At 69.0% G+C, this 20,107-nt stretch carries 20 protein-coding genes; 14 read left to right on the top strand and 6 right to left on the bottom strand.

Annotated features, from left to right (window positions below):
• Positions 1-3 precede the first annotated feature (3 nt).
• A complete protein-coding gene (locus L3Q65_RS40980) occupies positions 4-1,641 on the top strand; it encodes an acyl-CoA carboxylase subunit beta (RefSeq protein ID WP_182894467.1) in 1,638 nt (545 codons plus the stop codon).
• A gap of 7 nt (positions 1,642-1,648) precedes the next feature.
• Positions 1,649-1,861, top strand: coding sequence for an acyl-CoA carboxylase epsilon subunit (locus L3Q65_RS40975; RefSeq protein ID WP_182894468.1), 213 nt, complete (start codon positions 1,649-1,651; stop codon positions 1,859-1,861).
• A 63-nt stretch (positions 1,862-1,924) separates the two neighbouring features.
• Here the strand turns inward: L3Q65_RS40975 and L3Q65_RS40970 are convergent, their stop codons facing one another.
• Positions 1,925-2,329, bottom strand: a complete 405-nt coding sequence (locus L3Q65_RS40970; RefSeq protein ID WP_067589789.1) for a hypothetical protein — start codon at positions 2,327-2,329, stop codon at positions 1,925-1,927.
• Positions 2,330-2,341: 12 nt separating this feature from the next.
• Positions 2,342-2,953, bottom strand: a complete 612-nt coding sequence (locus L3Q65_RS40965) for a TetR/AcrR family transcriptional regulator (protein ID WP_237598043.1) — start codon at positions 2,951-2,953, stop codon at positions 2,342-2,344.
• 73 nt (positions 2,954-3,026) lie between these two features.
• Between L3Q65_RS40965 and L3Q65_RS40960 the strand changes: the two genes are divergently transcribed.
• Positions 3,027-4,328 carry an MFS transporter gene (locus L3Q65_RS40960; protein WP_182894470.1) on the top strand — a complete coding sequence of 434 codons (1,302 nt, stop codon included), beginning with the start codon at positions 3,027-3,029 and terminating at the stop codon, positions 4,326-4,328.
• Here L3Q65_RS40960 and L3Q65_RS40955 read toward each other — a convergent pair.
• Positions 4,318-5,034, bottom strand: a complete 717-nt coding sequence (locus L3Q65_RS40955) for a tyrosine-protein phosphatase (RefSeq protein WP_237598042.1) — start codon at positions 5,032-5,034, stop codon at positions 4,318-4,320. The genes L3Q65_RS40960 and L3Q65_RS40955 overlap by 11 nt on opposite strands.
• Before the next feature lie 257 nt (positions 5,035-5,291).
• Here L3Q65_RS40955 and L3Q65_RS40950 point away from each other — a divergent pair, with 257 nt between their 5' ends.
• From L3Q65_RS40950 to L3Q65_RS40935, 4 genes are all read left to right on the top strand, one after another.
• Positions 5,292-5,900 carry a PadR family transcriptional regulator gene (locus tag L3Q65_RS40950; protein ID WP_182894472.1) on the top strand — a complete coding sequence of 203 codons (609 nt, stop codon included), beginning with the start codon at positions 5,292-5,294 and terminating at the stop codon, positions 5,898-5,900.
• Positions 5,881-7,500: a DHA2 family efflux MFS transporter permease subunit gene (locus L3Q65_RS40945; protein WP_182894473.1), complete on the top strand. Its 1,620-nt coding sequence runs from the start codon at positions 5,881-5,883 to the stop codon at positions 7,498-7,500. The genes L3Q65_RS40950 and L3Q65_RS40945 overlap by 20 nt, the downstream gene beginning before the upstream one ends.
• Before the next feature lie 367 nt (positions 7,501-7,867).
• Positions 7,868-8,479: a nucleoside triphosphate pyrophosphatase gene (locus L3Q65_RS40940; protein ID WP_182894474.1), complete on the top strand. Its 612-nt coding sequence runs from the start codon at positions 7,868-7,870 to the stop codon at positions 8,477-8,479.
• 103 nt (positions 8,480-8,582) lie between these two features.
• A complete protein-coding gene (locus L3Q65_RS40935; protein WP_237598041.1) occupies positions 8,583-9,929 on the top strand; it encodes a dicarboxylate/amino acid:cation symporter in 1,347 nt (448 codons plus the stop codon).
• A 42-nt stretch (positions 9,930-9,971) separates the two neighbouring features.
• On the opposite strand, the gene L3Q65_RS40930 is transcribed toward L3Q65_RS40935, so the two are convergent.
• Complete coding sequence (locus L3Q65_RS40930) at positions 9,972-10,691, bottom strand: hypothetical protein (RefSeq protein ID WP_237598040.1); 720 nt, start codon at positions 10,689-10,691, stop codon at positions 9,972-9,974.
• A gap of 50 nt (positions 10,692-10,741) precedes the next feature.
• On the opposite strand from L3Q65_RS40930, the gene L3Q65_RS40925 reads away from it, so the two are divergent.
• The 5 genes from L3Q65_RS40925 (at position 10,742) to L3Q65_RS40905 (ending at position 15,208) form a co-directional block, all read left to right on the top strand.
• Complete coding sequence (locus L3Q65_RS40925; protein WP_182894477.1) at positions 10,742-11,041, top strand: SAV_915 family protein; 300 nt, start codon at positions 10,742-10,744, stop codon at positions 11,039-11,041.
• 101 nt (positions 11,042-11,142) lie between these two features.
• Positions 11,143-12,936, top strand: coding sequence for an acetyl/propionyl/methylcrotonyl-CoA carboxylase subunit alpha (locus L3Q65_RS40920; RefSeq protein ID WP_182894478.1), 1,794 nt, complete (start codon positions 11,143-11,145; stop codon positions 12,934-12,936).
• 54 nt (positions 12,937-12,990) lie between these two features.
• Positions 12,991-13,551 carry a DUF1707 domain-containing protein gene (locus L3Q65_RS40915; RefSeq protein ID WP_237598039.1) on the top strand — a complete coding sequence of 187 codons (561 nt, stop codon included), beginning with the start codon at positions 12,991-12,993 and terminating at the stop codon, positions 13,549-13,551.
• A gap of 8 nt (positions 13,552-13,559) precedes the next feature.
• Positions 13,560-13,943: a DUF1707 domain-containing protein gene (locus tag L3Q65_RS40910; protein WP_182894480.1), complete on the top strand. Its 384-nt coding sequence runs from the start codon at positions 13,560-13,562 to the stop codon at positions 13,941-13,943.
• Positions 13,928-15,208, top strand: a complete 1,281-nt coding sequence (locus L3Q65_RS40905; RefSeq protein ID WP_237598038.1) for a sensor histidine kinase — start codon at positions 13,928-13,930, stop codon at positions 15,206-15,208. The genes L3Q65_RS40910 and L3Q65_RS40905 overlap by 16 nt, the downstream gene beginning before the upstream one ends.
• Here L3Q65_RS40905 and L3Q65_RS40900 read toward each other — a convergent pair.
• Positions 15,196-16,656, bottom strand: a complete 1,461-nt coding sequence (locus tag L3Q65_RS40900; protein ID WP_237598037.1) for a class I adenylate-forming enzyme family protein — start codon at positions 16,654-16,656, stop codon at positions 15,196-15,198. The two genes, L3Q65_RS40905 and L3Q65_RS40900, sit on opposite strands and share 13 nt — an antisense overlap.
• Positions 16,657-16,803: 147 nt before the next feature.
• On the opposite strand from L3Q65_RS40900, the gene L3Q65_RS40895 reads away from it, so the two are divergent.
• Positions 16,804-17,337: a GNAT family N-acetyltransferase gene (locus tag L3Q65_RS40895; RefSeq protein ID WP_237598036.1), complete on the top strand. Its 534-nt coding sequence runs from the start codon at positions 16,804-16,806 to the stop codon at positions 17,335-17,337.
• A 33-nt stretch (positions 17,338-17,370) separates the two neighbouring features.
• Here the strand turns inward: L3Q65_RS40895 and L3Q65_RS40890 are convergent, their stop codons facing one another.
• The gene (locus L3Q65_RS40890) at positions 17,371-19,140 is read right to left on the bottom strand and encodes a glycerol-3-phosphate dehydrogenase/oxidase (RefSeq protein WP_237598035.1); all 1,770 of its coding nucleotides are present in this window, start codon (positions 19,138-19,140) and stop codon (positions 17,371-17,373) included.
• 207 nt (positions 19,141-19,347) lie between these two features.
• Between L3Q65_RS40890 and L3Q65_RS40885 the strand changes: the two genes are divergently transcribed.
• On the top strand, positions 19,348-20,097 hold the full coding sequence (locus tag L3Q65_RS40885) for an MIP/aquaporin family protein (RefSeq protein WP_182894669.1): 750 nt from the start codon (positions 19,348-19,350) through the stop codon (positions 20,095-20,097).
• Positions 20,098-20,107: the final 10 nt, after the last annotated feature.

Below are 20,107 nucleotides of genomic sequence, written 5' to 3'. Positions count from 1 at the left end.
CACATGAGCAGTGCGACGCAGCCGCTCGGGACGCCGCCCGAGGGAGAACCGGACATCCACACCACGGCCGGCAAGCTCGCGGATCTCTATCGCCGCTACGACGAGGCCGTGCACGCCGGTTCGGCGCGCGCGATCGAAAAACAGCACGCCAAGGGCAAGAAAACCGCCCGCGAGCGGATCGATCTGCTGCTCGACGAGGGCTCGTTCGTCGAACTGGACGAGCTGGCGCGGCACCGCTCCACGAACTTCGGGCTGGAGAAGAACCGCCCGTACGGCGACGGCGTCGTCACCGGCTACGGCACCGTCGACGGGCGTCCGGTGTGCGTGTTCAGCCAAGACGTCACGGTGTTCGGCGGCGCGCTCGGCGAGGTCTACGGCGAGAAGATCGTCAAGGTGATGGACCTGGCGATCAAGACCGGCCGTCCGATCATCGGCATCAACGAGGGCGGCGGCGCGCGGATCCAGGAGGGCGTCGTCTCGCTCGGCCTGTACGGCGAGATCTTCCGCCGCAACACCATGGCCTCCGGCGTAATCCCGCAGATCTCTCTGATCATGGGCGCGAACGCGGGCGGGCACGTCTACTCCCCCGCGCTCACCGATTTCGTCGTGATGGTGGACGAGACGTCGCAGATGTTCATCACCGGACCGGACGTCGTGAAGACGGTGACCGGCGAGGACGTCACCTTCGAGGAACTCGGCGGCGGGCGCACGCACAACACCAAGTCGGGCGTCGCGCACTACCTCGGTTCCGACGACGAGGACGCCATCGCCTACGTCAAGGAACTGCTCTCCTACCTGCCGCAGAACAACCTGTCCGAGCCGCCGGAGTTCGACGCGAACCAGCCGCCGGCCGGGTTCTTCGAGAACGTCACCGACACCGACCGCGAACTCGACACGCTCATCCCGGACTCGCCGAACACGCCCTACGACATGCACGAGGTCGTCACCCGCGTGCTCGACGACGGCGAATTCCTCGAAGTGCACGAACTGTTCGCGCCCAACATCCTGGTCGGGTTCGGCCGGGTCGACGGGCAGAGCGTCGGCGTCGTCGCGAACCAGCCGACGCAGTTCGCCGGCTGCCTCGACATCGACGCGTCCGAGAAGGCCGCCCGGTTCGTGCGGACCTGCGACGCGTTCAACATCCCGGTTCTGACCTTTGTGGACGTTCCCGGCTTCCTCCCCGGCACCGACCAGGAGTGGAACGGCATCATCCGCCGCGGCGCGAAGCTGATCTACGCGTACGCGGAAGCGACCGTCCCGCTGATCACGGTGATCACGCGCAAGGCGTACGGCGGCGCGTACGACGTGATGGGCTCCAAGCACCTCGGCGCGGACGTCAACCTTGCCTGGCCCACCGCGCAGGTCGCGGTGATGGGCGCGCAGGGCGCGGCGAACATCGTGCACCGCAAGACGCTGGCCAACGCGGCCGCCGAGGGCAAGGACGTCGACGCACTGCGCGCCGATCTGATCCAGGAGTACGAGGACACGCTGCTCAACCCGTACGCGGCGGCCGAACGCGGCTACGTCGACTCGGTGATCGTGCCCGCGCACACGCGCGGCCACATCGCCAAGGCGCTGAACCTGCTGCGTACCAAGCGCGAATCGCTGCCGCCCAAGAAGCACGGCAACATCCCCCTGTGAGGCCGCGATGACGGACACTCCCCTGCTCCGCGTAGTCCGCGGCAACCCGGACGACGCCGAACTCGCCGCGCTCACCGCGGTGGTCGCCACTGCCGCGGCCGCGTCGGCACCCGCTCCTCCACGGCGCCGTACGTCGTGGTGGGGCGACCGGGCGGCCGCGGTGCACGCGCCGGTGGCAGCTGGCGACGGAGCTTGGCGCGCTTCGTCGTTGCCTCGCTGAAGTTCTCGTGAGTGTTGGCGCCGGTTCTAACCGGTGCCGGCACTCACGACCACCTACGCGGCTTCAACGCCCGCGCTGAGCCCAATCCGGCGCGTCCGCACCCGCGTGCGCCAGCAGTTCCTCCCGGGTGATCGACCCCAACGGCCCAACGCCCCGTAGCAGCAGGTAATCGCCCGCGTCGGCCTGATCGTGCTCGATCTCGACGTCCTCGGCGTGGTAGCTGTCCGTCCAGACGATCCGGACCTGGCAGCCGCCGTTCTGGGTGAGCGCGTGCACCTGCTGGACGGTCGCGAGCCGCGCCATCGGTTCCGATTCCCATTGCTGCTGCAGGAATCGCCAGCGCGAGGCCTGTTCGGCCGCGCGCAACCGCTGATCGAGCCCGCCGGCCCGGTCCCGGAAAACCCAGAGAATCCCGGCCACGACCGCGGCGGCGACAGCCAGCCCGACCAGCCACAAGACCGTTCCCATGTCTCCAGGAGCCTACCCGGGCGGATGCTCCCGGAGGAATCGCTCGACCAGGCCATCTGTGAACTCCGGCGGCACCGGCGCGCCGGTGACCAGCACGCGGTAGTGGATCGGCCCGACCAGCTGCTCGACCGCGCTGTCCAGGTCGACGTCCGACGGCAGTTCGCCACGGGCGACGGCACGTTCGAGCGGCGATCGGTCGCGCACGTGCTGGGCTCGAAGATGCACCTCGCGCAGATGCCGCGCCAGGTCCGGGTCGTGCTGGGCCTGACCGAGCAGCGTGCGGAAGACCGCGCCGGCGTCGGCCGTGGTCAAGAAGGACGCGATCGCGGCGAGGTGCGCGCAGAGGTCCTTGCGCAGATCGCCGGAGTCGGGCGGGGAGAGTTCCTCGACGAGGTCGTCGCCGAGCGCTTCGAGCAGGATGTCCACTTTGGACGGCCACCAGCGGTAGACGGTCTGCTTCCCTACTCCTGCCTTGGCCGCGATGCCCTCCATCGTCAGCCGGGCGAAACCGACCTCCACCAGCAGGTCGTCGACCGCGTGCAGCACCGCGCGGCGCGCGTTCTCGCTGCGGCCGTATCGGTTCCCGTGATGCCGGCGCTGGCCGGACTCAGTGACGTCGCCCACGTGCGGAAGTCTAGCCAAGACGCAACGTCTCGTCTAGCGTTACGAGCACCAGCTCACTAGGGGGTTCTCAGTCATGTGTTCCGCGTGCGGGGTGCCGACGCACCAACCCGAATCCGGGGTCGCCGCAGCCCCGCGCAAATTCGCGGCGCTGTACAACAAGGATTGCCGTCCGTATCTCATCGGCACCGGCCTGGCGATGATGGCCGACAACATCGAACACGTCATCACCTACTGGGTGCTGTGGGAGAAGTTCCAGTCGCCCGCGCTGACCGGGTTCGAGGTGATCAGCCACTGGGTGCCGTTCCTGCTGTTCTCGGTCTACTTCGGCGGCCTCGCCGACCGGCACGACTGCCGCCGGATCATCCAGGCCGCGCAGGCGCTGTTCATGGCGGTGTCCGTGGCGTGGGGCGTCCTGATCGTCACCGACACGCTCGAGGTGTGGAATGCCTGCGTACTGCTGATTTTGCACGGCTGCGCGGGCGCGATCTGGGGCCCGGGCGAACAGCTGATGCTGCACGATTTCGTCGGCCCAGCCGAATTGCCGAGCGCGGTCCGGCTCAACGCCACCTTCCGCAGCCTGGGCATTCTCTTCGGCCCGGTCGTCGGTTCGGCACTGCTGCTCGGGCTCGGTCCGGTGGCGGGCATTTTCGCGAACGTCGCGTTCTACCTGCCGCTGACCGTGTTCCTGTTCCGCACCAAGTTCACCGGACACACCCGAGACGGCGGAATCGTCCGCAGGCCACGGGTCGGGCTGATGGATTCGGTGCGGATCCTGAAGGAAATCAGCGGGAATCCGACGATGGTCGGGATGATCATCCTCGCCGGGCTCGGCGCGTTCTTCGTCGGCGCTTCAATGCAGAGTTCGATGCCGATCTTCGCCCAGGACCTCGGCGCGGGCAGCGCCGGAACCGCGTACGGCGTGCTGCTGTTCGCCAACGGCGCGGGCGGCGTGATCGGCGGGATCCTGCTGGAAGCGACCGGAAAGATCAAACCGAACGTGCCCGCGGCGGTGATCAGCACAGCGATCTACGGGCTCTCGAGCCTGTTCTTCGCGCTGACCGCCAGCTACCCGATCGCCGTGGCACTGCTGGTGATCGGCGGCGTGGCGAACCTGGCGTCGATGTCGATCGGCCAGACCGTCGTGCAGCTGCTGGCGAAACCCGAGGAACGCGGCCGGGTGATCGGCGTGTACAGCGTGTCCGCCAACGGCCTTCGCGCCGGCAGCGGATTCACCGTGGGGCTGCTCGGATCCGCGGTCGGGGTGCACTGGTCGCTGGGCATCAGCGCGGCCGCGCTCACCGTCGGGACCGGCATCGCCGGGTGGTATTCGCTGGGCAGCCGCCGGGCCCGGCAGCTGCACCAGGTCACCGACTGAGCCGGGCCCGGAGCCGGTCTACCTCGTCCGCGGCCATTCCGGCGCGGACGAGGTAATCGCGGACGTCGAAGCCGTCAAGGATGGCCAGGACGGCTTCGCGAAGGGTGGTCTGGCGGCGAGCCAAAGCCGCTTCGAGCAGTGCGGTTTGATCTTCGACGCCTAGCGCCCGGTACAGCGGCAGCACGGCTTCGGTCGAGAGGGCGTAGTCGGCGGCGATGGTTTCCGGGTCGACGTCGGCGAGGGCGAGCAGGAGGAGGGAGACGAGGCCGGTGCGGTCTCGTCCGGACGTGCAGTGGAAGAGCACGCCGCCTTCCGCTCGGGCCAGCGTCTTCAGGACGGTTGCGCAGCGTTCTGCTTTGCGGTCAAGGAAAACGCGGTAGTACAGCGGGGTGCCATCGAGTTGCTCATCGGCGATGTACTGCCAGAACTCGGTGTCTCCGACGTCGTCCAGCGGGACTTCGAGGCGCGTCATTCCGGACGGCACGACGGCGGCGTAGGTGCTGACCTCGGCGGGGTTTCGCAGGTCGACAACGGTGCGGAGGCCGGATTCTCGCGCGCTGGCCCAGCCCGCGCCGGTGACGAAGCGGAGGCTGGCGGACCGGTAGAACCGCGCCGGATCGGTGCGGCCGCCGGATCGGGTCGGGGGACCGCCGAGGTCTCTGGTGTTGAAGAAGCCTTCCCACGCCACTGCCCGGTTCTCGCCCATCAGCCGATCCTGGCCCGGGTCTCCCGCTGCGGGCAACCAGCCCGCCGAGGGCCGCGAAAGGGCCGTCGAACAGGCGATCGCCGGTTTTTGTCGGTGGCCGTGGTTACGCTCTCCCCATCTCGCAGCACCCATCACCGTCAGCGACAAGCTGCTCACCAGCGCAGATCACACTGGACCGCTGCTTGTTCCACACCGTATAGTCCATGTGGAATAACCCACGTGGGGTCACTCGATCGGATCTTCTGGAGGAGTACGTCATGGTCGCGGCCAAGCTCACGGCACTGGGCGTCGCCGTGCTCGAGCTGCTGCACGAGCGGCCGATGCACCCGTACGAAATGGCCCAGCTCATGCGGGAACGGCACGTCGAGAACCGCGTGAAGCTCAAGGCAGGCTCGCTCTATCACACGGTGGACCGGTTGCAGCGCAACGGTTTCGTCGACGTGGTCGAGACGCAGCGAGACGGCAAACGGCCGGAGCGCACGGTGTACGCCATGACGGCCGCGGGCAAAGACGCCTTCCAGGAACGAGCCCGGCAAATGCTGGGCGACGTGGTGCCGGACTACAGCGACGTGCTCAGCGGGCTCGCCGTGATCGACGATCTCGGACGCGATGTGGCGCTGCTCGAACTGGAGCACCGGATCACCCGGCTGCGCGCGGCCGTGGCCTCCGATGAAGTGATCATCGAGCGGCTGGAATCCGACGGCACCCCCGAAATCTACTGGCTCGACTTCCGGTTCAGCGTGGCGCAGCGGAAGTTCGAGCTCGCATGGATCGAGCAGCTGTTCGCGGACCTCGACAGCGGCCGGATCCCTTTCCAGGACAACAAACTCAAGCTCAAGGAAAACCATGAACGCAAGACCGGTTAACCCGTGGGCCGCGCTCAGCGCGCTCTGCATCGGGTTCTTCATGATCCTGCTGGACACCACGATCGTGTCCATCGCGGTGCCCGCCATGCTGCAGCATCTCGGCGCCGGGCTGAACTCCGTGGTGTGGGTAATCAGCGTCTACCTGCTCACCTACGCCGTGCCGATGCTGTTCACCAGCCGCCTCGGCGACCGCTTCGGCCCGAAGCGCGTGTTCGTCGCCGGGCTTGTCGTGTTCACCGCTTCGTCGCTGTGGTGCGGGCTGTCCGGCAACGTCGAAATGCTGATCGCCGCCCGTGCGGTGCAAGGCATCGGCGCCGCACTGATGACGCCGCAGACGCTGGCGTTCATCAGCCACCTGTTCCCGCCCGCGAAGCGCGGCGCGGCGATGGGCGCGTGGGGCGGCGTGGCCGGCCTGGCCACGATCACCGGCCCGCTGCTGGGCGGCGTGCTGGTGCAGCACCTCGGCTGGGAGTGGATCTTCTACGTGAACGTGCCGATCGGCGTGGTCGCCATCGCACTGACGCTGTGGCTGGTGCCGGACTGGCAGCCCAAGCACTCGCACTCGTTCGATCTGATCGGCATCCTGCTGTCCGCGGCCGGATTGTTCTGCGTCGTCTTCGGTGTCCAAAATGGACAGCAGTACGACTGGGGCACGGTATTCGGCGGCATCACCGTCTTCGAAATCATCGGGGCTGGCGTGGTGCTGCTGATCGCCTTCGTGCTGTGGCAGCACTACAACCGCCGTGAACCGCTGGTCCCGCTTCAGGTGTTCGCGAACCGCAACTTCTCCGCGGGCACCCTCACCGCGACGACTGTCGGCTTCACGATGACCGGCATGTTCCTTCCGCTGATCATCTACATCCAGACGGTGCTCGGCCTGTCCCCCACGATGGCCGGCCTGCTCACCGCCCCGATGTCGTTGCTGTCCGGCGTGATCGCACCCTTCGTCGGCCGAGCTTCGGACAAAATCAACGGCAAGTACCTGGTGATGGGCGGCCTGGCCCTGCTGGCCGCGGGCGTCGGCATCATCGCGCTGCAAGCCCGCCCGGACACGAGCCCGTGGGCATTGATCCCGGCTCTGCTGGTGTGCGGCCTTGGCGTCGGCTGCATCTTCTCGCCGATGAGCAACCTGACGATGGCGTCGGTGGAACCGCGGCTCACCGGTACCGCCTCGGGCATCTTCAATACCGCCCGCCAGGTAGGCGGTGTCCTGGGCAGCGCCGCGATCGGCGTGCTCCTGCAAGCGAGGATCAGCGCCTCGATCACGAGCGAGGCGGCCACCGCCGCCGCGCAACTGCCGGAGCAGTACCGCGCCCCTTTCACCGAGGGCATCGCCCACGCCGCGGCGTCCACCGGCGAATTCGGCTCCTCCGGCGGCCCAGCGGCAATCCCGGGGCTCCCGGCGGACCTCGCCGCACAAGCGGGCCGCCTCGCCGGCGAGGTCGTCCACAATGGACTCACCGACGCCGCCCGCGCGACCCTGATCCTGCCGATCGCGGTGCTGATCCTGGGAGTCCTGTCAGCAGCGGCTTTGCGCCGAGTGTCGCCCCGGCCGCACACGCCCGCGCCGACCGCCCCTACGCCTGAGCCAGCCCGATGAACGACTGATCGCGACGGCCCCGGCTGACAGCGACCCAGCCGGGGCACGGCAGGCGACGAGAGCCGAGCGACTCGCCTCCCGTCACAGCAATGTTGCGGGATGCGAATCCGCCGCGGCGGATTCGCATCCGCGAGGCCTCCCGGCGCAGAAATCCCGGCCCGCCAGGCATCTTCCTCGCTTTGAAGCCACCGAGCCGGCTTCCCGGCGCAAGCCTGCGCCGGGAGTCTGACTCGATGCCAGACCTCGCCCACGGCTCGCAGACCCTGGCCGCGACGCCCACTCCGCCCGCATCACCGTCTCAACGCGCCGCCCAACCTTCCCGGGGCACAACCGCGCGCCGCACCCAACCCAGGTAGCGTTCGAGACCGTGCGTCTAGTCCTCGCGTCCCAGTCCCCCGCCCGCCTCGCCGTCCTGCGCAGCGCCGGTCTAGACCCGGCCGTCGTCGTGTCCGGTGTCGACGAGGACGCTGTCGCCGCGGCCCTCACCGACCCCGAACCCGCCGAGCTCGTCTCAGCTCTCGCGAAGGCCAAGGCCAACGCCGTCGTCGAGATGGTTTCCGAGCCTGATGCCGTGATCGTCGCGTGCGATTCCATGCTTTCCATCGGCGGCGAGATGGTCGGCAAGCCCGCTACCGCCGAGGTCGCGAAGCAGCGGTGGGCTCGGATGGCGGGCGGGTCCGGCGTCCTGCTCACCGGGCACGCTGTGGTCCGGCTCGACGGCGGGCAGCGCACCAAGGAAGCCTCCGGCACCCGCTCCACCACCGTGCACTTCGCCAACCCCAGCCAGGCCGAGATCGACGCCTACGTCGCCACCGGCGAACCGCTGCACGTCGCGGGGGCCTTCACGCTCGACGCGCTCGGCGGGTGGTTCGTCGAGGGCGTCGAAGGGGACCCGTCGAGCGTCATCGGGATCAGTCTTCCGCTGCTGCGCCAGCTGCTCGCCGAGGTGGGCGTCAGCGTGACCGAAATGTGGAACTAGTTCACATATTGGGACGATGTGTCACTCGGACGAGTGATCGGGGAAAGTCGACGCTGGCCCGCACCCGGGTCAGCGGAAACTCTCGACCTCTCTGGGGTGGCACATGTCCTTCGTCAGGACGTACACCAAGCCGCGCGTGTTCGCCGCGGCCGTGCTCGGCTCGCTTGTCGTGGGCGCCGGCCTCGGCGTCATCGCACGGACGACTGAAGCCGGCTGGCTGACCGACACCCTCGACCACATCGGCACGATCTTCACCACGCTGCTGCAGATCGCGGTGATCCCGCTGGTCTTCACCGCGATCGTGGTCGGCATCAACAGCCTCCGCGGCCTCGGCGGCGGCCGCACCGCCGCGCGGCTCGGCGGCAAGACCGTGCTGTGGTTCGCGATCACCTCGTTCATCGCCTCGCTGATCGGGATCGCGATCGGCAAACTGTTCAACCCCGGCTCCGGCGGACTCGGCGAGGGCGTCGCGGCCACCGCGAAGAACGCTGACAAAGCCGCGAAGAGCATGAGCCACTGGGGTTCCTGGGACGCCTTCATCAAGGGCCTGCTCCCGGAGAACTTCTTCTCTGCCTTCGCCGAGGGCAGCACGCTCCAGGTGCTGTTCCTCGCCGTCGTGATCGGCGCCGCCGCCTACAGCCTCGGCAACAAGGCGAAGCCGTTCGTCGACTTCACCACGAGCGTCTTCGAAATCATCCAGCGCTACCTCGGCTGGATCGTGCGCCTCGCGCCCATCGGCATCATCGGGCTGATCGGCGCCGCCGTCTCCAACTACGGCGACGCGCTGTTCCGCCCGCTGCTCTCGACCACGATCGCGGTCTACGTCGGCTGCCTGCTGATCCTGTTCGTCGTCTACCCGATCCTGCTGCAGTTCGTCGCGAAGGTGAACCCGCTGACGTTCTTCGCCAAGGCGGGCACCGCGATCCAGTTCGCGTTCGCTTCGCAGTCGAGTTCGGCCACGCTGCCGCTGACCCGGCAGTCCGCGGTCAATCTCGGCGTCGACCCCGGGTACGCCGCGTTTGCCACCCCGCTCGCCAGTGCGACCAAAATGGACGGTTGCGCCGCCGTGTTCCCCGCGATCGGCGCGATCTTCATCGCCAACCTCGCCGGGGTGCCGCTGAGCTTCGGCCAGTACGTCGGCATCGTGGTCGTCGCCGTGGTCGGCGCGCTGGCCACCGCGGGAACCACCGGCTGGCTGACCGCGCTGACTCTGACCACCGCGTTCATCGGGCTCGACGCCAAGCAGGTCGCACTCGGCATCGCGCTGATCTACTCGGTGAACCCGATCATGGACATGATGCGCACCGCCACGAACGTCGCGGGCCAGATCGTGGTCCCGACGATCGTCGCGCGCAGCGAAGGCCTGCTCGACGAAGAAATCCTCCACACCCAGACCGTTCGGCCGGACCACCGCGACGAGGGCGCCGCCGCCCGGCCCGCCACGGCCTGAGGCCTGGCGAGTGGCGATGCCGGTTCTCACCGGCATCGCCACTCACGAGTTGCCGGAACAGCGCCGCAGCTGGGATTTCTTCAGTTCGACGTCCGGCCAGCCCCGGAAATCCGACGGCGCGGTGACGGTGCTCGTGCAGCCCATCACTTCGCCGTCGAGTTCGTACACCTCCGCCACCACCGGAGCCGCCTGGCAACGTGGCGTGCCGGACACCGCCTTCGGGCATTCGTGCCGGACGACGATCACGTCCGCACGGCCGTCCTGGCTCACGTCGTAGAGCGACAGCGAACCGGCGTCAGAGAAATACGGCTTGCCGTAGTCGCGCCACACGCCGCCGGACTCGGTGAGCAGTTCGCCGTACGAACCGCCAGCCGCGTCGCCGCGGATCAGGCACGCGGCGGTCGACCCGTCGATGCAGCGCAGGGAATTCGCCGTCAGCTTCGCACCCAGGTTCGTGATCGCCAGTTCGAACGGCTGCTGCCCGACCTGGACCCGGCCCGATCCGCCCGCTGCGTCTGTCAGCAACACGACCGGGGTACCGCCGACGCTCACCGCGGCCAGTTGCTTGCACGGACCGTTTCCGCAGGTCGAGGACGGCGCTTCCACCGGAGCCGCGGCGGGCTCGCGCGGCGTCATGGTCACCGCGCCGTCCGGCTTCGGGCGCAACGCGACGACCACGACGAGCGCCGCCGCCGTGACCACCGCCGCGAGAACGGCGGTGAGCAGCGCGGATCGCGGGACGCGCTTCGGCCAAGTCCGCATATCCGAGACTGTAAGCGACCTTGCGCACCGTGTCCGTCTATGTTGTCGGAGTGACGAACCCCAATTTGCCCCCGGCCCTTTATCTGCCGACCGGCCCCACCGGCCCGACCACCGACGGCCAGACCGGAGCCAACGTCGAACTGCGCCGCACCCCGGACGGCCGCACCGCGCTGGTCGCGTTCACCGCGCTGGACCGGCTCGTCGACTGCTGCGGCGAACACCAGCCGTGGATCCTGGTCAACACCGAAAACCTGGCGCTGGTGCACCAGGTCAACCCCTACGACGTCATCGTGCTCGACTCCGAACTACCGGCACAACTGCGGCATCAGGCTCCCGCCGGACGGGTATAAACAGGACCGAACCGGGTGGTCCACCTCTCAATCCAGGCCCGTTCCTGGTCCGTAGACTCCCGGTTGACCAGCAGCGCGGCGACGGGCACGGGAGGTATGTGGTGAGCGAGCAGGACACCGCGAGCACAGGCGGTCCGGTGACCAAGGTCCTGGTCGCGAACCGGGGCGAGATCGCGGTTCGCGTGATCCGGGCCGCGAAGGACGCCGGCTTGCAGAGCGTGGCCGTGTACGCGGACCCGGACCGCGACGCTCCGCACGTGCGTCTCGCCGACGAGGCGTTCGCCCTCGGCGGGAACACCGCGGCCGAGAGCTACCTCGCGATCGACAAGATCCTCGACGCCGCCAAGCGGTCCGGCGCCGATTCGGTCCACCCCGGTTACGGCTTCCTCTCCGAGAACGCCGAGTTCGCCCAGGCCGTCCTCGACGCGGGCCTGACCTGGATCGGGCCGAGCCCGCAGTCGATTCGCGACCTCGGCGACAAGGTGACCGCGCGGCACATCGCGATGCGCGCGGGCGCGCCGCTGGTGCCCGGCACCAAGGAGCCGGTGAAGGACGCCGACGAGATCATCGCGTTCGCCGACGAGCACGGCCTGCCGGTCGCGATCAAGGCGGCGTTCGGCGGCGGCGGCCGCGGCCTGAAGGTCGCCCGTACGCGTGAGGAAATCCCCGAACTGTTCGAGTCCGCGACGCGCGAGGCGGTGGCCGCGTTCGGCCGCGGCGAATGCTTCGTGGAGCGCTACCTGGACAAGCCGCGGCACGTCGAGGCGCAGGTGCTGGCCGACCAGCACGGCAACGCGATCGTCGTCGGCACCCGCGACTGCTCGCTGCAGCGCCGCCACCAGAAGCTGGTGGAAGAGGCCCCCGCGCCGTACCTGTCCGACGACCAGCGCGCCCGGATCCACGAGTCGGCCAAGGCCATCTGCAAGGAGGCCGGCTACTACGGCGCGGGCACCGTCGAGTACCTCGTCGCGGTCGACGGCACCATTTCCTTCCTCGAGGTGAACACCCGGCTGCAGGTCGAGCACCCGGTCTCGGAGGAGACCACCGGCCTCGACCTGGTCCGCGAGATGTTCCGCATCGCGCGCGGCGAGAAGCTCCGGATCACCGAGGACCCGACGCCGCGCGGCCACTCGATCGAGTTCCGCATCAACGGCGAGGACGCCGGCCGCGGCTTCCTGCCCGCGCCGGGCACGGTCACCAAGTTCGTCGCCCCGTCCGGTCCGGGCGTGCGCGTCGATTCCGGCGTCGAATCCGGCAGCGTGATCGGCGGCCAGTTCGACTCGATGCTCGCCAAGCTGATCGTCACCGGTTCGGACCGGGCGAACGCGCTGGAGCGCAGCCGTCGCGCGCTGGCCGAGTTCGAGGTCGAGGGCATGGCGACGGTGCTGCCGTTCGATCGCGTGATCGTGAACGACCCGGCCTTCATCGGCGACGAGAACGGGTTCAGCGTGCACACCCGCTGGATCGAGACCGAATTCGACAACCAGATCGAGCCGTTCGTCGCGCCGGACATCGAGGCCGAGGAAGAGGCGCCGCGGCAGAACGTCGTGGTCGAGGTCGGCGGACGCCGGCTCGAGGTGTCGCTGCCGGGCGGGTTCGCCCTCGAAGGCGGCGGCGCGCCCGCGGCGACGAAAGCCAAGCCGCGCAAGCGAGCGGGCGGCGCGAAGGCAGCGGTGAGCGGCGACGCGGTCACCGCGCCGATGCAGGGCACCATCGTGAAGATCGCGGTCGAGGAAGGCCAGCACGTCGAGGCGGGCGAGCTGATCGTGGTGCTCGAGGCGATGAAGATGGAAAACCCGGTAACCGCACACAAAGCGGGCACCGTCACCGGGCTTTCGGTCGAGATCGGCTCCGCGGTCACGCAGGGAACGCAACTCTTGGAGCTCAAGGACTGAAGTTGTGCTGAATGTCGTGGGTGCCGCGCGCTCGCGCGGCCTACCATCGACTACGTGACTGAGGTTCCGTCTCCGCAGCTGCGGATCAGCGACCAGGAGCGAGAGTCCGCGCTGCATGCGCTCGGCGAGCACATGAGCGCGGGGCGGATCGACATCGACGAGTTCGGCGAACGTTCCGCCCGGATCACCGCGGCCAAGACGCGGGGCGAACTGGGCGAGTTGTTCACCGACCTTCCGGTGCCGCATCCGGTGTTCGGCGCGGGCGCGACCGCCGCCCCGGAACCGGCCGCGGCGCCACCGCCGATGCCCGTGCCGCAGCCCGCGGCGTCCGGCGAGGTCGCCGCGCGGCAGCCGGAGTGGTCGGCAGGGCAACGCGCCGTCGCCGCGCTGGTCCCGCTGGTGTGGATCGCGGCGATCGCCCTGATCGCCACCGGCACCGCGGGATGGCCGGTGATCTTCGCGCCGATCGCGCTCACCGCGGTCGGCCGCGCGCTCTGGGGCAAGGGTTTCGAGCACCACGACCATCACCACCACCACGACCGGCACCGGGAACGCCGCGAGGAGTTCCGCGCGATGCGCGACGAGCACCGGCGGCAGCGCCGGCTGGACCGCTGAGGCGGACCATGGCTGACCTGCGGCTGAGCGACGCCGAACGACAGGACGCGCTCGACGTCCTTTCCGAGCACGTCCGCACCGGACGCCTCGACATCGACGAGTACGGCAGCCGTTCGGCGAAGGTCACGTCAGCCAAGCTGGTCAGCGAACTCGTGCCGCTGTTCGACGACCTGCCCTCGCCGCGGCCGAGCGCGCTGCTGGCCACGGCCCGGCCGGAACCGGTCGTCCCGGCCGCGGGCAACGGCAAGCTGAGCGCGTTCGTGTGGCGGTATTCGGTGCCGCTTTCCATCGCCTTGGCGGTCGTCGTGCTCATCGTGACGCGCGGACGGCTGCTGATCGTGTTCGCGCTGCCGTTGCTGCTGATCCTGTTCAGCGGATGGCGGCGGCGCTGAGCCCGCCGGAACGCGCGTCGCGGCCGAGTCCGATGATGGGGCTGCGGCCGGGTTCGATCGACCCGAAGGCCGAGCGATGGGCGGGCCCGGTGTTCGCCGTGGTCGGGATTCTGGCGCTCGCGGTGTGCACCATCATCGCCGCTGGTCAGCCGCACGGCGATCCCGCGCAATGGCGCACCACACTGCTTCTGGCCGCAGCGAGCGGACTGTGGCTGCTGGTGCTGATCCCGGTCTTCCCGCAGCGCACCCGGAAACCGTGGCTGGCCATCGGATTCTTCGTTGTGTTGCTGGCCGCCGCGACCGTGCTCACGTCAAGGCTGGATCCGTTCACCGCCTTCGCTTCGATCGGCTACCCGATCGCGTTCATCTTGTTCCCCACCCGCTGGAGTATCTTCGCGGCGGCCGCGACGGCGGTGGTTCCGTTGCTGGCCAAGGGAATTTGGCAACCTTCGCCGCCATGGATCACCGCGGTTTCAATCGTCGGGCCGATTCTGTACGTGGCGTGGTTCGTCGGCGCGGAAAACGAGCAACGCCGTCGTACCAATGAAAAACTCGCCCGATCGAACGCGCAGCTGGAAACGGCGCTAACGGAAAACGCGGCATTGCACGCACAACTGCTCACCCAAGCCCGCGAGGCAGGCGTGCTCGACGAGCGACAGCGCATGGCCCGCGAAATTCACGACACTGTCGCCCAGGGATTGACCGGCATCGTCACCCAGTTGCAGGCCGCCGACCGGGCGACCGAAGCCGCGGATCGGCAACGGCATCTCGACCACGTCCACACGCTGGCGAAGGACAGTCTCACCGAGGCGCGCCGAGCGGTTCAAGCGTTGCGCCCGGAGCCGTTGGCGGACTCGCATTTGCCGGAAGCTTTGGCAGGATTAGCGAATCGCGCGTCCGGCACCTCCGGTGCCAAGGTGACCGCCGACGTAGAAGGCGACGCGCGGCCGTTGCTGCCGGAGCTGGAAGTGGCGCTGTACCGGGTGGCTCAGGAAGCCCTGGCCAACGCGGAAAAACACGCGCACGCCAACCGGATCGGCATCACGCTCACCTACACCAGCGACCTGGTCATGCTCGACATCCGGGACGACGGCAGAGGTTTCGCCCCCGGCGACCGCGGCGACGGCACCGGCTTCGGCCTGGAAGCCATGCGTCAGCGGGTGCAACGGGTGGCGGGCTCGCTGACTATCGAATCCGCGCGTGGGGAAGGGACCGCCGTGCACGCGGAGTTCCCGGCGATCCCTTCCCCGGCTCAAGCCAGCTGACCGCCCGCGGCACGCAGCTGCCGTCGCAGCACCTTGCCATTCCCGTTGCGCGGCAACGCTTCCAGCCACGTCACGTCCTGCGGCACCTTGTACCACGACAGATGTTCGCGAGTCAGCGCGACCAGCTCCGCGCCCAAGTCGTCGTCACCCGCACCCGCCGACGCCACCACGTAGGCGCGCAACGTCGTGTCCCCTGCGTCGCGCCGCACCGCGCTGACCGCCGCTTCCCGCACCTTCGGGTGGCTTTCGAGGAGCCGTTCGACCTCGCCGGGAACCACATTCTGCCCGCCGATCACCTCGACGTCGTCCAGCCGTCCGTAGACGTGGATGACGCCCTGCTCGTCGATCGACGCGAGGTCGCCGGTCGACCACCAGATGTCGGTCACCTGATCCGGGCCGAGGCTGCCGCGAGCGACACCGCGCGTGGCGAACGGGACCAGAACCTGCAGTTCGCCCTGCACACCGGCCGCCACTTCCTGACCGTCGGCCACAACGCGTGCCGAACGGCCCTCGTAAGCCGGCCCGACCGCGGACGGGTCGAGGTAGTCCGCCGGACGGCCCATCGCGTACCCGCCGGCCTCGGTAGCGCCGTAAAGGTTGACCAACCGGTCCTCGAAGATCGGCATCAGCTTCTCCCGCAGCCGCGCGGAAAGCACCTCGCCGGCGCACATCGCGCCGCGGAGCTTGCCGAGAATCTCGGCATGCCCCGGCTCCAGCAGCAGACGCGCGTAGAAACTCGGCTGCGCGAAAAGCGTCGCGACGTTGTGGCGACGGATCAACTCCAGCGCGGCGGCCGGAGTCGCACGCGGCCGCGAGAGCACCGACGTCTGGCCGGTGCAGATCGTGGCCATCGCCGAGGAGTACAGGCCGCCGGCGAAATACATGCGCGACACCGAGAACGCCACCGTGCCGACGCCGTCCGTGCGAAGCATCGACGGGCCGAAGTTGCTGTGGAGGAAGAAGCACAGCTTGGGAGCGCCGGTGGTGCCGGACGTGAACATCGCGTGCGAGGGATGGTCGCCGCCCGGCGCGAACTCCGTCTCCGGCTCCGCTGCCGCCAGCCGTTCCGCACCGGTGGTCGGAGCGAGCCCGGCGTCGTCGAGCCAGCCCGCCGTTTCCGGGTCCGCGACGATCAGCGCGGGTTCGGCGGTGCGGATGTCGCGGGTCAGATCGTCGTGGCTCATCTGGACATTCACCGGAATCGCGACGATTCCGGCCTGCCACGCGCCGAGCAGGCACCAGACCATTTCGATGCTGTCCGGAAGCGCGAGCAGAACGCGGTCGCCGCGGTGCAGCCCGGCGGCGCGGTAACCGCCCGCGACGCGGGCGGCCCCGGCGTAGACCTCGGCGAACGTCCAGGTCCGGTCGTCGGCGAGGAAGGCGGGAAGGTCGTCCCATCTGTGCAGACGGGCGTGGTCGGCGGCAAACTGGGTCAGATTGTCCGGCATACCGGCAACGCTGCCAGGACGATCATGCCGCCGGGGCGGTCTTTCCGCGGTACTGCCCGAACCGGCAAGGATTTTTCACCCCGCGTCCTCCCCGGTCGTGACGCGGCACGCAGCCGTTTTCCGGTTCCAGGCGGTTAGGCTCGGCTTGTGGAACCCGTGGAAATCAACGCGGGCGCGTACTACCTGCGTCAGCTGCGCGCGGACCGGCATCTCGACGACCGGCCCGCGCTGATGGAGGCGTTCGCGGACCCGCGGCACCGGCGGTACGTGCTGAACTACCGGTTGCGCACCCCCGACGAAGCCACCGAGTACGTGACGCTGCGCGCCGCGCAGTGGGCGTGCGACGAACGCTGCTCGTGGGCGGTCGCGGAACCGGCGACCGGCCGCCTGCTCGGCGAGGTCGGGCTGCGCGATCTGGACCTCGCCTTCGGCACCGCCGAGGCGTCGGTGTGGACGCATCCGGCCGAACGGGGCAAAGGCATCGCGGCAGTAGCGCTTTCGGCCGCGATCCAGTTCGGATTCGCCCGCTTGGGGCTGCACGAAATCGCTTACCGGCACGACGAAAGCAACACCGCGTCCGCGATTGTCGCCGGGCGCGCCGGGTTCAGCCGAGTCGGGCCCGAGGAGCGGCCCTCGCCCAGCGGGGAGACGCTCATCCGCTGGGTGCTCAAGCCCTCGTGAGTGCCGGTTCTTCCCGGCACCCACGAGGAAACCTCAGCTGACCGGCTCGATCAATCCGGCGCGAGCCTCCGGCGCGGCCGCCCGCAACGCGTCCGCCGACTCGTCCGTCGGCTGCAACTGCGAATCCCGCTCCGCCTCGACCCGCGCCCGGTAGACCTCGACCTCGCGCTTGGTCGTTTCCTCCGACCAGCCCAGCACGCCGGCCACCAGCTGGGCGACCTGCTCGGCGCAGTCGACGCCGCGGTGGGCGTACTCGATGGAGATCCGCGTGCGCCGGGCGAGGACGTCCTCCAGGTGCAGCGCACCCTCGTGGCTGGCCGCGTACACAACCTCCACGCCGAGGTAATCCGGCGCCGACTCGATCGGCTTGAGCAATTCCGGCCGGTCCGCCGCGAGCGCCAGCACCTCGTGCACCAGCGAGCCGTAGCGGTCGAGCAGGTGCCGCACGCGGTACGGGTGCAGCCCGTGCTCCGCGGCCAGGTGATCGGCCTGGTTGACCAGCGCGTGGTAGCCGTCCGCGCCGAGCAGCGGGACCTTGTCGGTGATCGACGACGGCGGGCGGCCCGGCAGGTCGACCACCGCGGCGTCGACGGCGTCGGCCGCCATCACCCGGTACGTCGTGTACTTGCCGCCCGCGATCGCGACCAAGCCCGGCGCGACCCGCGCGACCGCGTGCTCGCGCGACAGCTTCGACGTCTCTTCGCTCTCGCCGGCCAGCAGCGGACGCAGGCCCGCGTACACGCCTTCGATGTCGTCGTGCGTCAGCGGCGTCGCGAGCACCGAGTTCACGTGTTCGAGCAGGTAGTCGATGTCGTGCTTGGTGGCCGCCGGATGCGCGAGGTCGAGATTCCAATCGGTGTCGGTGGTGCCGACGATCCAGTGGTTGCGCCACGGGATGACGAACAGCACCGACTTCTCGGTGCGCAGGATCATCCCCGACTCCGACACGATCCGATCGCGCGGAACGACGATGTGCACGCCCTTGCTGGCGCGCACGCGGAACCGGCCGCGGCCGCCGGACAGCCGCTGCAGTTCGTCGGTCCACACGCCGGTGCAGTTGACCACCGCCCCGGCGTGGATCTCGGTCTCGCGGCCGTCCTCGACGTCGCGCACGCGCACGCCGGAAATCCGGTCCGCCTCGCGCAGGAAGCCGACGACCTGGGTGGAGGTCCGGACCACCGCGCCGTAATGCGCGGCGGTGCGCGCGACGGTCATCGTGTGCCGGGCATCGTCTGACTGCGCGTCGTAATACCGGATGCCGCCGATCAGCGCCGACCGTTTGAGCGCGGGGACCATTCGGAGGGCACCCGCGCGGGTGAGATGTTTCTGGCCTGGCACCGAGCGGGCGCCGCCCATCGTGTCGTACATCAGCAGCCCGGCGGCGGTGTACGGACGCTCCCAGATCCGGTGCGTCAGCGGGTACAGGAAGCTCACCGGCTTCACCAGGTGCGGCGCGATCTTCGTCAGCATCAGCTCGCGCTCGTGCAGCGCTTCGCGCACCAAGCCGAACTCAAGCTGTTCGAGATACCGCAGGCCGCCGTGGAAGAGCTTGCTCGACCGGCTCGACGTGCCGGACGCCAGGTCGCGGGCCTCGACGAGAGCCACCCGCAGGCCGCGGGTCGCCGCGTCGAGCGCGGTGCCCGCGCCGACGACGCCGCCGCCGATCACGACCAGGTCGAAGGTCTCGTCGCCGAAGCGCCGCCAGGATTCCTCCCGGCCCGCCGGACCCAGCCGGGCCGGGTCGCTGCCGTTCTGCGGGTTCGTCACCACTCGTTCCTCCTCGTGCTCCACCTTCCCCAGCATCGCACGCTTGCGTGATCGTCTGCTGACCCCGAGGTGACACGTGTGGCGGAACCCATGACGATCATGGTCACATTGGTTCGCCCGGCTTATGGATTGCGCGCGTACGCGGCGGTAACGTGCCGCGAACTGGGGTCGGCTACGGGGCTGTGGCCGGACGTGATCGGCCCTGCACAGACTGTCCAGTGTGGAGGTGCGGGAAGCGTGAGTTTGAGTCCGGGCGCGATCATCGTCTGGGAGCTGCTGGGTACAGCGGTGCTCCTGTTGCTGGGCAACGGCGTGGTCGCCAACGTCGTGCTGCGCAAGAACAACGGCTTCCAAGCCGGAACCCTGTTCATCACTTTCGGGTGGGCTTTCGGCGTGTTCGCCGGCGCCAGCCTCGCCGCGCCGACCGGCGCGCACCTGAACCCGGCGGTCACGCTCGGCCTGGCCATTTCGGGCAAGGTTTCGTGGGCGGACGTGCCGTTCTACCTGATCGGCGAAATGCTCGGCGCGATTCTCGGCGCCGTGCTGTGCTGGCTGACCTACAAACTGCAGTTCGACGACCATCCGAATCCGGAGGAGACGCTGGGCATTTTCTCCACCGCCCCGCAGATCCGGAACAAGGCGTGGAACCTGGTGACCGAGATCATCGGCACCTTCGTGCTGGTCGGCTGGATCCTGCTGACCCCGGCGTTCAAGACGGCCGCGGACGGGACGCCGACCTTCGGCAACACCGCGCTCGGCTACGCCGGGGTGTCGTTCGTCGTGCTGGTGATCGGCATTTCCCTCGGCGGGCCGACCGGCTACGCCATCAACCCGGCCCGCGACCTCGGCCCGCGCATCGCGTACGCGTTCCTGCTGCCGATCAAGGGCAAGCGCGACCCGGACTGGAACTACTCGTGGGTGCCGGTCCTCGGTCCGCTCGTCGGCGCCGCGCTGGCGGCGCTGGTGTACCTGGCCGTGCACAACCTGACCTGATCCAGCTTTC

Origin of the sequence: Amycolatopsis sp. FU40, from assembly GCF_021903635.1 — a bacterium.
Classification (GTDB): Bacteria; Actinomycetota; Actinomycetes; order Mycobacteriales; family Pseudonocardiaceae; genus Amycolatopsis; species Amycolatopsis dendrobii.
This window is presented reverse-complemented; position numbering and strand designations above follow the sequence as displayed.

Excerpts from the sequence above, each read along its gene's own strand:
- L3Q65_RS40905 (WP_237598038.1), top strand. The coding sequence starts at position 13,928 with ATGGCGGCGGCGCTGAGCCCGCCGGAACGCGCGTCGCGGCCGAGTCCG.
- L3Q65_RS40945 (WP_182894473.1), top strand. The coding sequence starts at position 5,881 with ATGAACGCAAGACCGGTTAACCCGTGGGCCGCGCTCAGCGCGCTCTGC.
- L3Q65_RS40955 (WP_237598042.1), bottom strand. The coding sequence starts at position 5,034 with ATGGGCGAGAACCGGGCAGTGGCGTGGGAAGGCTTCTTCAACACCAGA.
- L3Q65_RS40980 (WP_182894467.1), top strand. The coding sequence starts at position 4 with ATGAGCAGTGCGACGCAGCCGCTCGGGACGCCGCCCGAGGGAGAACCG.
- L3Q65_RS40910 (WP_182894480.1), top strand. The coding sequence starts at position 13,560 with ATGGCTGACCTGCGGCTGAGCGACGCCGAACGACAGGACGCGCTCGAC.
- L3Q65_RS40960 (WP_182894470.1), top strand. The coding sequence starts at position 3,027 with ATGTGTTCCGCGTGCGGGGTGCCGACGCACCAACCCGAATCCGGGGTC.
- L3Q65_RS40890 (WP_237598035.1), bottom strand. The coding sequence starts at position 19,140 with ATGCTGGGGAAGGTGGAGCACGAGGAGGAACGAGTGGTGACGAACCCG.
- L3Q65_RS40950 (WP_182894472.1), top strand. The coding sequence starts at position 5,292 with ATGGTCGCGGCCAAGCTCACGGCACTGGGCGTCGCCGTGCTCGAGCTG.
- L3Q65_RS40970 (WP_067589789.1), bottom strand. The coding sequence starts at position 2,329 with ATGGGAACGGTCTTGTGGCTGGTCGGGCTGGCTGTCGCCGCCGCGGTC.
- L3Q65_RS40900 (WP_237598037.1), bottom strand. The coding sequence starts at position 16,656 with ATGCCGGACAATCTGACCCAGTTTGCCGCCGACCACGCCCGTCTGCAC.
- L3Q65_RS40930 (WP_237598040.1), bottom strand. The coding sequence starts at position 10,691 with ATGCGGACTTGGCCGAAGCGCGTCCCGCGATCCGCGCTGCTCACCGCC.
- L3Q65_RS40935 (WP_237598041.1), top strand. The coding sequence starts at position 8,583 with ATGTCCTTCGTCAGGACGTACACCAAGCCGCGCGTGTTCGCCGCGGCC.
- L3Q65_RS40975 (WP_182894468.1), top strand. The coding sequence starts at position 1,649 with ATGACGGACACTCCCCTGCTCCGCGTAGTCCGCGGCAACCCGGACGAC.